At 38.1% G+C, this 15,551-nt stretch carries 10 protein-coding genes; 9 read left to right on the top strand and 1 reads right to left on the bottom strand.

Annotated elements, in window-relative coordinates; genetic code table 11:
• The first annotated feature begins 85 nt into the window (after window positions 1–85).
• Window positions 86–1,552 (top strand): alpha-amylase, encoded by a 1,467-nt coding sequence (locus JZO76_RS03280; RefSeq protein ID WP_206902753.1) that lies wholly within the window; start codon window positions 86–88, stop codon window positions 1,550–1,552.
• A gap of 17 nt (window positions 1,553–1,569) precedes the next feature.
• On the top strand, window positions 1,570–3,873 hold the full coding sequence (locus JZO76_RS03285; protein WP_206902754.1) for a hypothetical protein: 2,304 nt from the start codon (window positions 1,570–1,572) through the stop codon (window positions 3,871–3,873).
• A gap of 54 nt (window positions 3,874–3,927) precedes the next feature.
• Here the strand turns inward: JZO76_RS03285 and JZO76_RS03290 are convergent, their stop codons facing one another.
• The gene (locus JZO76_RS03290; protein ID WP_206902877.1) at window positions 3,928–5,454 is read right to left on the bottom strand and encodes a chloride channel protein; all 1,527 of its coding nucleotides are present in this window, start codon (window positions 5,452–5,454) and stop codon (window positions 3,928–3,930) included.
• 269 nt (window positions 5,455–5,723) lie between these two features.
• On the opposite strand from JZO76_RS03290, the gene pcrA reads away from it, so the two are divergent.
• The 7 genes from pcrA (at window position 5,724) to JZO76_RS03325 (ending at window position 15,435) form a co-directional block, all read left to right on the top strand.
• Complete coding sequence (pcrA, locus tag JZO76_RS03295) at window positions 5,724–7,937, top strand: DNA helicase PcrA (RefSeq protein WP_206902878.1); 2,214 nt, start codon at window positions 5,724–5,726, stop codon at window positions 7,935–7,937.
• Between the two features lie 22 nt (window positions 7,938–7,959).
• Window positions 7,960–9,987 carry an NAD-dependent DNA ligase LigA gene (ligA, locus tag JZO76_RS03300; protein ID WP_206902755.1) on the top strand — a complete coding sequence of 676 codons (2,028 nt, stop codon included), beginning with the start codon at window positions 7,960–7,962 and terminating at the stop codon, window positions 9,985–9,987.
• Window positions 9,977–11,074 carry a CamS family sex pheromone protein gene (locus JZO76_RS03305; RefSeq protein ID WP_206902756.1) on the top strand — a complete coding sequence of 366 codons (1,098 nt, stop codon included), beginning with the start codon at window positions 9,977–9,979 and terminating at the stop codon, window positions 11,072–11,074. The genes ligA and JZO76_RS03305 overlap by 11 nt, the downstream gene beginning before the upstream one ends.
• 96 nt (window positions 11,075–11,170) lie before the next feature.
• A complete protein-coding gene (gene gatC, locus JZO76_RS03310; RefSeq protein ID WP_206902757.1) occupies window positions 11,171–11,476 on the top strand; it encodes an Asp-tRNA(Asn)/Glu-tRNA(Gln) amidotransferase subunit GatC in 306 nt (101 codons plus the stop codon).
• Entirely contained in the window at window positions 11,476–12,945 is a 1,470-nt protein-coding gene (gene gatA, locus JZO76_RS03315; protein ID WP_206902758.1) for an Asp-tRNA(Asn)/Glu-tRNA(Gln) amidotransferase subunit GatA, read from the top strand. The genes gatC and gatA overlap by 1 nt, the downstream gene beginning before the upstream one ends.
• Window positions 12,945–14,375, top strand: a complete 1,431-nt coding sequence (gene gatB / locus JZO76_RS03320) for an Asp-tRNA(Asn)/Glu-tRNA(Gln) amidotransferase subunit GatB (RefSeq protein ID WP_206902759.1) — start codon at window positions 12,945–12,947, stop codon at window positions 14,373–14,375. Before gatA ends, gatB begins: the two co-directional genes overlap by 1 nt.
• Before the next feature lie 7 nt (window positions 14,376–14,382).
• Window positions 14,383–15,435 (top strand): diacylglycerol kinase, encoded by a 1,053-nt coding sequence (locus JZO76_RS03325; RefSeq protein WP_206902760.1) that lies wholly within the window; start codon window positions 14,383–14,385, stop codon window positions 15,433–15,435.
• Window positions 15,436–15,551: the final 116 nt, after the last annotated feature.

Below are 15,551 nucleotides of genomic sequence, written 5' to 3' on the forward strand. Positions count from 1 at the left end.
GGGTTAAAAAACTGCAGTGGAAGGGCTAACAATTGAAAAAAGTTGAGAACTTTGGCTTAATTATAAGTAGAAGGGTGTTGGTAAAATGAATAAAACTTTATTACAAGCATTTCAATGGGAACTTGAGGCCAACAGTAATCATTGGCAGTCATTGGTTACAGAAATTGATTACTTTAAAAAATTGGGCATCAATGCCCTTTGGTTACCTCCAGCAGCAAAAGGGTCTGCAGGTGTAAATGACGTTGGTTACGGCACTTATGACCTCTATGATTTAGGTGAATTTGATCAAAAAGGTTCAGTTGCAACCAAATACGGTACAAAAGAAGAATATTTGACGGCAATTAAAAAGTTACAAGAAAATCAAATAGATGTTTATGCAGACATTGTTTTTAATCATTTTATGGGAGCTGATGAGACAGAAAAAGTCTCAGCTGTTAAATACAGTTGGGATAATCGTAATCAGCAAATTAGTGATGAAGAAGAAATTGAGGCATGGACGCGCTTTACTTTTCCAGGTCGCAAAGGAAAATATAATGATTATATATGGAGCTGGCGGAATTTTTCTGGCGTTGATTATGATGCCCATAATAAAGATCATGCAATTTTTAATCTTGCCGATAAGGGCTGGGTTTCAGATGTCGACTCGGAAAATGGTAACTTTGACTATTTGATGGGCTGTAATTTGGACATGACTTATGAAGAAACAATCGAACAATTGGACCGTTGGGGCAAATGGTTTTTAGAACAGACGAATGTCGATGGGTTCCGCTTGGATGCAGTGAAGCATATTCAATTTGACTTTTTTGTTGATTGGTTATTGAAGCGAAGGCAAGAAAAAGGGGCACCGCTTTTTGTAGTAGGAGAATATTGGACCGATGAGTTAGACAAATTGGAAAACTATATTGATTCTTCTGGCAACCTAATTTATTTATTTGACGTGCCTTTACACTTTAATTTTTATCAAGCTAGTCGCGGAAACGGTACCTTTGACTTGCGGGAGATTTTTACGGGAACTCTAGTAGAGTCAAGGCCTGAATATGCAGTAACTTTTGTGGATAATCACGATACTCAAAAAGGACAAAGTTTAGAATCATGGGTGGAGGGCTGGTTTAAAGTTCATGCCTATGCGCTAATTTTATTACGTAAAATTGGCACGCCCACTATTTTTTGGGGAGATTTGTATGGTATTAAAACACAAAACATTGGACCAGTGGGGGAAAAGCTTGAGTACCTACTTAAAATCCGCCAACACTTAGCCTATGGTAACGAAGTGGATTACTTTGATGATCCTGATTGCATTGGTTGGGTTTTTACAGGGGACTTTGATAAAGAATTATCTGGTTTTGCAGTCATTTTAACGGATTCTGATGCCAATCAAAAAGAGATGACCATCAGCGCAATTCATGCTGGGAAAACGTTTGTTGATGTTTTAAAAAATAATGATACTCATGTTGTATTGGATGAAAATGGTCGTGGTTTGTTTCCGGTAAATGGTGGACAAATTTCTGTGTACGTTAATGAGGATGTGGCAAAAAAAATTTGGGCCCTATAGAATAGGAGTGCATTTAAATGAAAAAATTAGGGATTTGGTTTGGTTTATTGTGTATTTTGCAAGGTGTGGTGCCGATGCAAGTAGTAGCACAAACGCTGACAGAAACGAAAGGTAGCGTCAATAGTGAAGCTGTATCAGAAACGGATATAAGAAGCGATACTTCACTTACTTCTTCAACAGAGGAAATAAATTTAAGTGAAGAATTTACAAGTAACAGTGAACAGACGATCGAAAAAAATGAAACGAGTACCTCGTTGAATGAAGAAACAAAGACTGATTCAAGCACTACGCAAAGTTCAACAAGACAGTCAGAAAAACAATCAGAAAAACAATTACAAAATAAAAAGGCTGCCTTTATTAAAAGCAACTTGGTTCAAGCAAAATATGTCACTTTGACTAATCAAAATTATTCATTAAAAATTTATCAAAATTTGACAGATTTAAATACTTACACAACACCAAACAAAGAGCAATTAAATAAAACGTATCAGGTTACTAAAACGATTACTTTAGAAGGACAAGACTACTACTTACTTACTAGTGGGGACAAAGATCTGGGGTATGTTTTGGTGGCAGATGTTACCACAAGTGACTTCTCACAAGGAAATGAGATTTCCTATGAAGTAGAAAAATATTTTGTCACACTAGAGGAGAAAGATGTCTTATTTGCTAATTTTTCTTCGGCTCCACAATCTACTAAGAGTATTTTGCGTAAGACATTAAAAGCTAAAGGCTATTATATTGATTACTCTGGTACACGGTATGAGGTGCTTGTTGATAACAAAAATAATGCTGTTGGGATCGTTGACGCTACGGTTTTAAAAGAAACTTCTGCAGGAGGGATTTATCAAGCAAATCGCCAATATGTCACATTTGTGGAAAAAAGTGGTGATATATATAAGGACTTTAATTTTGCGTTGCGTAATAAAACCACTACTTACTATTTAAAAACTTATGATGCGCGGGGATTTTATCTCCACTTTAATGGGAAGAAATATTACACGATTTATGATAATAAAGGTAAGTGGATTGGCTATGTGCCAGAAAATTTTGTTAAAACTGGTAATGGCAAAGGTGGTATTTACCAAAGTAGTAATCGCTACATTACGTTTACGAACGCTAACTATTGGATGTACAGTAATTTTGATTTTAAAAAGTTACGGACAACTAAAACGCTGTATAAAAAAACATATCAAGCCCGAGGTTATTATGAACATTTTAACGGGGCCCGTTATTATACTGTATATGATAACAAAGGCAAGTGGCTGGGTTATGTGAATGCTGCAAGTGCAAAAACCGGTAATGGCAAAGGTGGTATTTACCAAAGTAGTAATCGTTACATTACATTTACGAACGCTAACTATTGGATGTACAGTAATTTTAATTTTAAAAAATTACGCACCACCAAGAACTTATACAAAAAAACGTATCAAGCCCGAGGTTATTATGAACATTTTAACGGGGCCCGTTATTATACTGTTTACGATAACAAAGGCAAGTGGTTGGGTTATGTGAATGCCGCAAGTGCAAAAACCGGTAATGGCAAAGGCGGAATGTATCAAAAACTAGGGGATGAAGGCGTTGTTATTTCCCGTAATTATTTAACTTACAATGATTTCAATTTTAAAAAACGTGGGAAAACCTCTGCTATTTTCAATCAGAGTGTTCAAGCTCGCGGCTATTATCAACATTTTAACGGGGCAAAATACTATTCCATTTATAATGGCAAAGGCAAGTGGCTAGGTTATGTCAATAGTGCAGCGGTCCGGATTAAAAAAGGTACAGCTGCATATTTGGGAACAACGCGGGGAAAAGTATTAAAGCATATGACAGCCAATGAGAAAAATGGCTTTTATGTTGGAACGCGCTATCGGGGGTTAGGCTATGGTGGTATCAGCAATCAAGAAGTATTCATGCAACCAAAGGGTCGTCCCAATAAATATGGACAAGGTATGAACTGTACAGGATTTGTAGCTGCAGCAATGCGTAACAGCGGGGCTAATTTAGCGCCAATTACACGTTTAGGGTATGGCGGTGCGGCAAATGCTACATTGTGGCGCGATGCCTTGAAGAAAAATTGTAAATATTACACGTATGGTTCCATCAACGCATTACTAAAAAGTGGTCGTGCTAAAAAAGGTGATATTTTATACCTTGAAGGGCGTTGGGGAGAATATGGAGCGGATTGTCACATTGGTATCTTTTGGGGGAATAATGGTCATCAAAACCGCTTTTGGCATCAGGTATTAGCAGGTAATATGATTTCCAATATTTTTTCTGGCACGCCGTATTCGATGGTCTACTTATTCCCACAAGAATAAAAAAACGCAAGATCCTGTTGGGTCTTGCGTTTTTTGTTCTAGCAGTTTTTCTTATCACATTTGTTCATTAATAGTGCGGACAATATCACCAGCATGGGTCGTATCTGTTAGAATTTCTAACGTATCCCCCATTTTGATAACTGTATCCCCATGGGGGAGAATTTCACGATCACCACGACGTAAAAGTGCTAAGAGCATATGATTTGGCCAATCAAAATCACGAACCAACGTCCCATCTAGTTTGCTACCAGCCAAAACTGGGATTTCGACAGTTGTTCTTTGCCCGGTTAAATGCGTCTTTTTGCCTTTCACAAGTCGCTCCAAAAGTGCCTCATAAATTGGATCGCCACCTAAAATATCTACTACGACATATGCTACTAGTGCAGTCAAGCCGAGGGGCATTAAATGTACGAGTGATCCAACCATTTCAGTGACCAAAATGATGGCAGTTAGCGGTGCCTTACCGATGGCAGCAAAATATCCTGCCATGGCGATCACGATGAAATCTTTAACAAAGGTGGGCTCTAAACCAAAGAAAATCACAGCGCAGTTAGCAAAAAGACTACCTATTATTGCGCCTAGAGTTAAAATGGGTAAAAATATCCCACCAGGAAGTCCGGAGCCATAAGAAATCATCGAAAAAATAAAACGCAAGCTCAGTAAACCAAATAATGCGATTAAAGTAGGGGAATGTTGCCCTAAAGCAATAATGATTTGATTGCCGCCGCCAAGATAATTAGGAAAAAATAGGCCGACAAAAATGACCAAAAGAAATGGAATAATACCACGCAAATGAGCCGGTAAGGGTAAAAAGCCATACCATTTCTCTAGTGCTAGTAAAATAATTTGATAAAAGCGGCCTAAAATTCCTAAGACAATTCCTAATAAAATAAGTAGCCAATAATGTCTTAACGGCAAAGAAGGAATATCACCTAAATGCAGTACCGGTTGTAAGCCAAAAATAGTTAAAGAAACGAAATTAGACATTAAAGCGGCAGCAAAAGAGGTCAACCAAACCAATGGGGAAAAGTTATGATGAACTTCTTCAACGACAAATAATAAGCCGGCAACAGGTGCGTTAAAGGCAGCGGCCAAACCAGCAGCTGCACCACTGGACAGTAAAATTTTCTCTTCGCTTTTGCCAGCTTTCATTTTAGTAGCAACACCTTGAGCACAGCTGGCCCCCAGCTGGATAGAGGGGCCTTCTCTTCCGAGGAATAAGCCTGTACCAACGCTTAAAATACCGCCGATAAATTTCTTCCACAAAACCGACCACCATAAAACCGAAATTTCATCTTTCAACTGTCCTTCAACCTGAGGAATCCCACTTCCTTTAATATTGGGCTCGCTTTTAATTAAAGCACCAACGACAATGGCACATAAAAGCATCAAAATAGTCCAAGGAATTAAAAAAATTGGCTGTACTTTTAAGTACTGATAAATGACAGGTAAAATTTCACCAATCTTTTCAATCCAAAGGCGAAATACACTCACCACAATTCCCGCCAAAGTCCCAACTAAAATTCCTTTTCCAATATATTTTATTTTTGTTTTATCTAGCGTATCCAAAAACTTCTTCACATTAACCCCGCCGTTTCCTTCATCCACTTGTCAAAATAGACTGCGTTATTATCATAGCGGATTTTTTTTAATAGGACAAATAAATTTCGGCTAAAAGAGCAAAGCACAATTGTGTCTTCTTTTTACTTCTTTTTATATTCCTGTGAACTTATAAAAAACCTAAGATTTTTTCCTTTTTCAATTTATCCAAAGAGGCTAAAATGCTATAATTAAAAAGATTGAATTAGAGAGGATGTTGTTATGTGTCACCCAATCCATTATTAGAGGGAATGAATCCTCGTCAAAAAGAAGCTGTCAAAAATACAGAAGGTCCATTGTTGCTCATGGCAGGAGCTGGAAGTGGTAAAACTCGCGTGTTAACTCATAGAATCGCGTATTTAATTGAAGAAAAAGAAGTAAATCCTTGGAATATTTTGGCGATTACTTTTACAAATAAAGCTGCTAAAGAAATGAAAGAACGGGTGAATAAAATTATCCCGGCTGGTGGTGAAGATGTCTGGGTCTCTACTTTTCACTCAATGTGTGTTCGCATATTGCGACGAGAGGTAGATTATATTGGCTATTCGCGGAATTTTACCATTATTGATGGTTCTGAACAATTAACCTTAATGAAGCGTGTTTTAAAAGAATTGAATATCGATCCAAAAAAATATGATCCACGCTCTATTTTAGCGGCGATTTCAAATGCTAAAAATGCACTTTTAACACCAAGTGATTATGAAGCACAACAAGGTGCCTTTTTTGAAGAGATTGTCGCTCGTTGTTATGATATGTATCAACAAGAATTAAAAGTAAATGAATGTATGGACTTTGATGACTTAATCATGAATACAATTCGTTTATTTAAAGAGCATCCTGAATCACTGCACTATTATCAAAATAAATTTCATTATATCCATGTTGATGAATATCAAGATACCAACCATGCCCAATATACGTTAGTTAATATGTTGGCTGAGCGTTTTCGCAATTTATGTGTGGTGGGAGATGCCGATCAAAGTATTTATGGTTGGCGGGGAGCAGATATGCAAAACATCTTGGACTTTGAAAAAGATTATCCTGACGCTAAAGTTATTTTATTGGAGCAAAATTATCGTTCCACCCAAAATATCTTAAATGCCGCAAACCAAGTAATTCAAAATAACCAAAATCGCAAAGACAAAAAGCTTTGGACACAAAACGATTCAGGCGAGAAAATCACTTATTATCGTGGTGACAATGAACGAGACGAGGCGCGATTTATCGTCAGTGAAATTCAGCAAAAAAAACAAGAGCAAAAACGTGATTACGGTGATTTCGCTATTTTATATCGGACCAATGCCCAATCTCGTGTGGTGGAAGAAACGTTATTGAAGTCAAATATGCCTTACAAAATGGTAGGCGGCCATAAGTTCTACGATCGAAAAGAAATTAAAGATATTCTGGCATACTTGCAAGTCATTGCCAATCCCGCTGATTCATTAAGTTTTGAACGAATTGTTAATGTACCAAAACGCGGTATTGGTACTACTTCGTTAGAGAAATTGCGACAATTTGGTAATCTCCACGGCTTTTCACTTTTAGAAGCAGCTGAAAATTCAGCATTGGCCAATATTAGTGGTAAAGCAGGGAAAGAGTTGGCTGATTTTGCCGAACTAATCGCAAACTTTCAAAAAATGCGCACCTATTTAACTGTTACCGAATTGACCAAAGAGGTCTTAGCAAAAAGTGGTTATGAAGATGAATTGAAGCGCCAAAACACGCTAGAAGCCCAAAATCGCTTAGAAAACTTAGAAGAGTTTTTAACAGTAACACAAGAATTTGATAAAAATTACGAGCGGGAAAATAGCGGCGATGAAGAAAATGCAGACGATAAATTATCGGTCTTTTTAAATGATTTGGCTTTGTTGTCAGATGTGGACAGTTTTGAAGAGTCAAATAGTCAAGTGACGTTAATGACCCTTCACGCTGCTAAAGGACTGGAATTTCCTGTTGTCTTTTTAATTGGCTTAGAAGAAGGGGTATTTCCCTTATCACGAGCGCTAATGGAAGAAAGTGAATTAGAAGAAGAGCGACGCTTGGCTTATGTAGGAATCACAAGGGCAGAAGAGGAATTGTATTTAACGAACGCTTTCACCCGGACCTTATACGGGAAAACCCAATACAACCGCCCTTCTCGCTTTTTAGAAGAAATTGAAGATGACCTACTTACAAAAGCTGGTCAAGTAGCTCAGCCCGCAAATAGTCGCCCTTTTTCTGCTAGAAAAGCTCAAGCAACCAGAACATACCAACAACCGTCTATTACCGGGGTAACTGCAAAACAAAATACCGGTGGCGAGAAATCAGCTTGGCAAGTTGGAGATAAATTACGCCATAAAAAATGGGGAGTTGGAACCGTGGTAAAAACAAACGGGACGGCAAAAGATATGGAATTGGACGTTGCTTTTCCAGAGCAGGGAATCAAACGCCTGTTAGCAGCTTTTGCCCCAATCGAAAAAGTTTAGTTTTTAGAAAGGAAAAGTGTGCATGTCAGAATCTATAACGGAATTAGCAAAAAAAGCAGCTGCTTTGCGACAAGAATTAAACACCTATGCCTATGAATACTATGTTAAAGATAATCCGACAGTTGAAGATTATGTCTATGACAAACTTTATCACGATTTAGTTGCCATCGAAGCAAGCTATCCTGAGCTTGTGACACCTGACTCACCAACACAACGGGTAGGTGGACAAGTATTACAAGGATTTGAAAAAGTTGTTCACGATGTGCCCTTATATAGTTTGAATGATGTCTTTAATAAAGAAGAGATCATCGCCTTTACAAACCGGGTGACAAAAGAGTTAGGAGAAAACGTTACGTATGTTTGTGAATTGAAAATCGACGGACTTTCGGTGACATTACGCTATGAAGAGGGGCTTTTTATTCGGGGAGCTACTCGTGGAGATGGAACCGTTGGCGAAAATATTACCGAGAATTTAAAAACGGTGCGTTCGATTCCGTTGCGTTTACAAGAACCTTTGACAATTGAAGTCCGGGGTGAATGTTTTATGCCCAAAAAATCCTTTGTGGCTTTAAATGAAAAAAGAGACGAAGCCGGACAAGCGATTTTTGCTAATCCTCGGAATGCTGCGGCAGGTAGTTTACGACAATTAGATCCCAAAGTCACGGCCAAACGAAATTTAGATACTTTTTTATATACAGTAGTTGATTTTGGACCACTACATGTTGATGACCAATATACTGCTTTAAAGCAATTAGAAAATGTTGGCTTTCACGTTAACAAAGAGCGGCGCCTATGCAAAAATATTGATGAAATTTGGGCTTATATCGAAGAATTCCACAAACGGCGGACAACACTGCCATATGAAATCGATGGGGTGGTAATTAAGGTCAATGATTTTCACCAACAAGATGAATTAGGCTTCACAGTTAAAGCACCCCGGTGGGCTGCTGCTTATAAATTTCCACCAGAAGAAGCGCAAACGACATTACTGGATATTGAATGGTCAATTGGCCGAACCGGTGTGATTACCCCAACCGCTGTCATGGAGCCTGTCAGAATAGCGGGTACTACCGTTAGTCGGGCTAGTTTGCACAATGTTGATTTTATTAAACAAAAGGATTTGCACACTTTTGATACTGTTACAATTTACAAAGCCGGTGACATCATCCCAGAAGTAGCGCAAGTCGTCTTGCCTTTACGAAAAAAAGATAGTCAGCCTGTTTCAATTCCAACTACTTGTCCAATTTGTGGCAGTGAGTTGGTCCACTTAGACGATGAAGTGGCTTTACGGTGTATTAATCCCAAATGTCCTGCCTTAATCAAAGAAGGCTTACGTCATTTTGTTTCCCGAAACGCGATGAATATTGATGGTTTAGGGCCCAAAGTACTGGCTCAAATGTATGACCACCACTTATTAACCGATGTTGCGGGGCTATATAGTTTAACGCGTGAGCAGTTGTTGACGTTACCTAAAATCAAAGAAAAATCGGCCAACAATATTTTACAAGCGATTGCCGCCAGTAAAGATAATTCTGTTGAGCGTTTATTGTTTGGTTTGGGAATTCGCCATGTTGGTGCCAAAGCGGCAAAGATCTTAGCCGAAAACTTTGGCGACTTAGCGTCAATTGCCATAGCAGACAAAAAAAGCATCATTTCATTGGATACTTTGGGTGAAACAATTGCTGATAGTGTTGTGACTTATTTTGAAAACGAAGAGGTACATGAACTCCTACAAGAGTTAAAAACAGCAGGCGTTAACTTCTCCTTTAAAGGAAGAGTTGTTCAGCAATCAGAAATTGATTCACCTTTTAATGGTAAAACAATTGTTTTAACAGGTAAATTAACCCATTACAATCGCAATGAAGCCAAAGAAAAAATTGAAAATCTTGGTGGGAAAGTTACTGGTAGCGTGTCGAAAAAAACTGATATTGTAGTTGCGGGAGAAGATGCCGGTAGTAAGCTTTCAAAAGCAGAAGAGTTAGGCATTACTGTCTGGAATGAAGAGCAGATGGTAGAAGCGCTAGATAGGAGTTTAGTTAATGAAGATTAAATCATTGTTTTTAACAAGCGCATTAGTATTGTTGCTCACAGGTTGCGGCAATTTAGACAAAGGCGTTACAAATGTAGACAATGGCGGAAAAAATAATGGCGAGAATATGACGACTGGTCGAATTGACCGCTCCGAATATCAAGCTGTGATTAATGATGGTCGTTACAAAACGAGTGCAGCTAGAGAATTAAATGCCACAAAACTAAACAGTGGCTATAATCAAGATAATTTTGAAACAGGATTGTTGCGTTTATCCCACCAGACTTTTTCACCTGACAAATATTTTTTCCAAGAAGGTCAAAAGTTAGACTATGATACAATTGAAAAATGGTTGGAACGTAATTCAGACGAAAATAATCAAGGATTAAATCCTGCGGACAAAAGCCAACCTATCATTTTTCAACAATTAATGGAACAAGATTTCCTAAAAGAAGATGGGAAAACTTTAGCGGGAATGTCTTTGGGCTTTGCTTTTAACTCAGTTTATTATGGCGATGATAGTCAAACGCAAATCTCCCGGGATGAATTGATGGCCAATGCTAGAAAAACGATCAACGCTGTCCTTACAAGAGTACGTAAAATGGATGGTTTGAAAAATATCCCCATCGTGGTTGGCATCTTTGAACAAGCTAGTAAAGAAGATATCAACGGAGGAAATTACATCTATACCGCGGTGAGCAAAAACGGGGATACGACGATTGCTGATTTTAAAGGAGTTAACGAAAGTCATTTGGCACTTCCTGTAGCTGCCGATGCCAAAAATATCGCGACCCAAGATGGCATGAGTACGAAGTTTAATTCTTTTCAATCGGCGGTTCAAAATTTCTTTCCAAATTTAGTAGGTGTTACCGGTGAGATTTATTATGTCGATGAGCAGGCAGAAAACTTAACGATTACGATTGAAACAAAGTATTATAGTAAAACTGAAATTACAAGTTTCACGCAATATGTCGGAAAACAAGTAGAGTCAATTTTTGACTCGGTGAATGGTAATGTCGAAGTTCAAATTAATTCTGTGGAGGGACCACAAGCTTTCGTAGCGAAAAAACCCGAACAAAAAGAGATTATTTCTTATATTTTCAATTAGTGACTTGAAAAATAGGCGGAATTATTTCATTATAGAAAAGAAAAAGTATTTTACACACCACGTTTAAATACTTAGTGGCAAGAAAGAAGGGGTAGTATGGCAATTAGTGAAGAACAAGTTAAGCATGTAGCAAAGCTTGCAAAACTTTCATTTTCTGAAACAGAAGCAGCAGAATTTACCAATCAATTGGGTAAAATTATCGAAATGGTAGAACTTTTAGAAGAAGTTGATACAACCGGCGTTCCCTTTACTTCCAATGTAGTGGAAACCGTTAACGTTATGCGCCCTGACCGTGCAGAGGCTGGAATGAATCGGGCTGATTTAATGAAAAATGTACCAGAAAAAGAAGACGGCTTTATTAAAGTGCCGGCAATTATTGACAATGGGGAGGCTGGCGCTTAATGGAAAACTTTTACGATAAAAATTTAAGCGAATTACATGATTTACTTGTTGCAAAAGAAATCACAGCCACTGATTTAACAGCAGCAACAATTGCGCGCATTAAAGAAACAGAACCAAAAGTGGATGCTTTTATTACAGTTAGTGAAGAAAAAGCATTGGCACAAGCAAAAGCTTTAGATTTAAAAGGAATTGCTGAAGATAATATTTTAGCGGGTATTCCGATTGGGATTAAAGACAATATTGTAACCAAGGATATTTTAACTACAGCTGCTTCTAAAATTTTATCTAATTTTGAACCAATTTATGATGCAACAGTCATGGATAAAATTTATCAAGCTGATATGATTCCTGTTGGTAAATTAAACATGGATGAATTTGCCATGGGCGGTAGTAGTGAAACATCTTATTTTAAAAAGACCAAAAACGCTTGGGATGAAACAAAAGTTCCTGGTGGTTCATCGGGCGGTTCTGCCGCAGCAGTAGCCGCAGGAGAAGTGCTGGTTTCTTTAGGTAGTGATACGGGTGGCTCAATTCGACAACCTGCTGCTTTTAATGGAATTGTGGGGATGAAACCGACATATGGTCGCGTATCACGTTTTGGCTTGATCGCTTTTGCATCTTCTTTGGACCAAATTGGACCATTAACGAAAAACGTGAAAGATAACGCACTGACTTTAAATGCAATTAGTGGCTATGATGAAAAAGATGGCACAAGCTCGGGTATTTCAGTTCCTGATTTTACAGCTAACCTTGAAAAAGGCGTAAAAGGCTTAAAAATTGGTTTGCCAAAAGAATATCTTGGTGAAGGTGTGGAACCTGGGGTTAAAGCGGCGATTGAAAAAGCTGCGGCAACTTTTGAAAAATTAGGCGCTACAGTTGAAGAAGTTAGTCTGCCCCATTCAAAATATGGTGTTGCGGTTTATTATATTATCGCTTCTTCTGAAGCAAGCTCAAACTTACAACGTTTTGATGGCATTCGCTATGGATACCGCGCTGAAAATGTGGAAAATCTAGAAGATGTTTACGTAAAATCTCGTAGCGAAGGTTTCGGTACAGAAGTCAAACGTCGAATTATGTTAGGAACTTTCTCGTTAAGCGCTGGCTATTATGATGCTTACTTCAAAAAGGCTGGACAAGTACGGACCTTAATTAAACAAGATTTTGACAAAGTCTTTAATGACTACGATTTAATTATTGGACCTGCTTCACCAACTGTAGCTTTTGGCTTAGGTGAGAAAATTAATGATCCGATCACGATGTATATGAGTGATATTTTAACAATTCCAGTCAATTTAGCCGGACTTCCTGGGATGTCTATCCCAGCAGGCTTTTCTGAAGGATTACCAGTGGGCTTACAAATTATCGGCAAACAATTTGATGAAGCTACAATGTATCAAGCAGCAGCAGCATTTGAAGGTGCTACTGACTTTCATTTACAAAAACCAGTGATTTTAGGGGGGAATAAATAATGAATTTTGAAACAGTTATTGGGTTAGAAGTTCACGTGGAACTAAAAACCAACTCTAAAATCTTTTCACCAGCGCCAGCTCACTTTGGGGCTGAACCAAATAGTAACACTAACGTAATTGACTGGGGCTATCCAGGGGTATTACCAGTCATGAATAAAGCAGCCGTCGAATTCGGGATGAAAGCAGCTTTAGCTTTGAACTGTGAAATCTCAAAAGAAACGCACTTTGACCGTAAAAACTATTTTTATCCAGATAATCCTAAAGCGTACCAAATTTCCCAATTTGACCAACCAATCGGACATGATGGCTGGATTGAAATTGAAGTAGAAGGCCAAAAGAAAAAAATTCGCATTGAGCGGGTTCATTTAGAAGAAGATGCTGGTAAAAATATGCACGGTATTGGTGGTTACTCTTATGTGGATTTAAATCGTCAAGGAACGCCGTTAATCGAAATCGTCTCAGAAGCAGATATGCGTTCTCCAGAAGAGGCATATGCGTATTTAGAAGCGTTACGTTCAATTATCTTATTTACAGATGTCTCAGATGTAAAAATGGAAGAAGGCTCTATGCGCTGTGATGCCAATATCTCGATTCGTCCTTACGGGCAAGAGGAATTTGGTACCAAAACGGAATTAAAAAACTTAAACTCCATGAGCTTTGTTAAAAAAGGACTAGCTTTTGAAGAAAAACGTCAGGCTAAAGTTTTACTTTCAGGTGGCGAGATTCAACAAGAAACACGTCGCTTTGATGAAACAACTAACAAAACAATTTTGATGCGGGTCAAAGAAGGTTCAAGTGATTACCGTTACTTCCCAGAACCAGATATTCCTCGTTTTGTCATTGATGATGAATGGATCACAAAAGTAAAAGCAACATTACCTGAATTACCGGCTTCTCGTCGCTTACGTTATATGAATGATTTTGGTTTACCAGAATATGATGCTAAAGTCTTAACTTTAACAAAAGAAATGTCTGATTTCTTTGAAGCAACATTACAAAAAGGTGCAGATGCCAAACTTGCATCCAACTGGTTGATGGGTGAAGTCTCTGCTTATTTAAATAGTGAAAAGCTAGAATTAGAAGAAACAAAACTTACACCAGCAAACTTAGCGGGTATGATTGTCTTAATTCAAGATGGCACAATCAGCTCTAAAATTGCTAAAAAAGTCTTCCGAGAATTAATTCAAAACGGTGGCGATGCCAGTGAAGTTGTAAAAGCAAAAGGATTAGTACAGTTATCTGATCCTGCTCAATTATTGCCAATTATTAATGAAGTGTTAGATAGCAATGCGCAATCAATTGAAGACTTTAAAAATGGTAAAGATCGTGCAGTTGGCTTTTTAGTGGGACAAATTATGAAACAAACGAAAGGGAAAGCGAATCCGGCCGTGGTTAACCAATTGTTACAGACTGAATTGGCCAAACGCTAATAAGAGTATGAAAAAAGCACGCGTGATTTACAATCCAACATCAGGTAAAGAGGCAACAAAACGCAGCTTGGCCGATATCTTGCAGGTATTGGAACAAGCCGGTTTTGAAGCTAGTGCTTTTGCAACAACCCCTGAACCAAATTCAGCTAAAAATGAAGCTACCCGTGCTGCTAAAGCTGGTTTTGATTTAATTGTTGCAGCAGGTGGTGATGGTACTATTAACGAAGTTGTGAATGGTATCGCACCATTAAAAAAACGTCCCAAAATGGCAATTATTCCTGCAGGAACAACCAACGATTATGCTAGAGCCTTGAAAATTCCGCGAGACAATTTGAAATCTGCGGCAGAAGTTATTTTGAAAAAACAAACGATCAAAATGGATATTGGTCAGGCAAAAGAAAATTATTTTATTAATATTGCTGCTGGTGGGCATTTGACAGAATTGACGTATGAAGTGCCTTCAGAGTTAAAGAGTATTTTTGGTTACTTGGCATACTTAGCCAAAGGGGCAGAATTATTGCCACGGGTAAAGCCAATTAAAATGCACTTGAAATATGACGAAGGCGAATACGAAGGCAATGCTTCCATGTTTTTCTTAGCTTTGACGAATTCAGTGGGCGGTTTTGAGCAAATTGCACCAGATGCCAAATTAGATGATGGTAAGTTTTCTTTGATTATTGTCAAGACAGCTAATATTTTTGAAATTGTCCATCTGGTCGCTTTAATGCTAAATGGTGGGAAACATATCAATGATAAACGGATTATTTATACCAAAACGAGCCGTTTAGAAGTTGATACCGTTGGTGAGAAAAATCGCTTGATGATTAATTTAGATGGTGAATACGGCGGTGATGCCCCAATGACTTTTGTCAACCACCATCATCATATTGAAATGTATGCGAATCTAGATGCAATTCCAGACGATGCAATTGTCGGTTATGAAGAAGAAGAGGCTGACTATGAAGAGGTTAGTCGTGACTTTATTAAAGAAGTTGAAAAACTAACGGATGAAGATATTGATGGCGATGGTCAAATCGCTAGCTCAAATGATAAGAAATAATTATAAACTCCACATTCCTCTTAGCGGATGTGGAGTTTTTGGTTGTATAAGTCAAGTTTATGCCTTAGAATAAACAAGGATTGTTTTAAGCAAAGTCAGTCAACAGCCGTTAAGGT

Origin of the sequence: Candidatus Enterococcus myersii (genome assembly GCF_017316025.1) — a bacterium.
GTDB classification, from domain to species: domain Bacteria; phylum Bacillota; class Bacilli; order Lactobacillales; family Enterococcaceae; genus Enterococcus_C; species Enterococcus_C montenegrensis.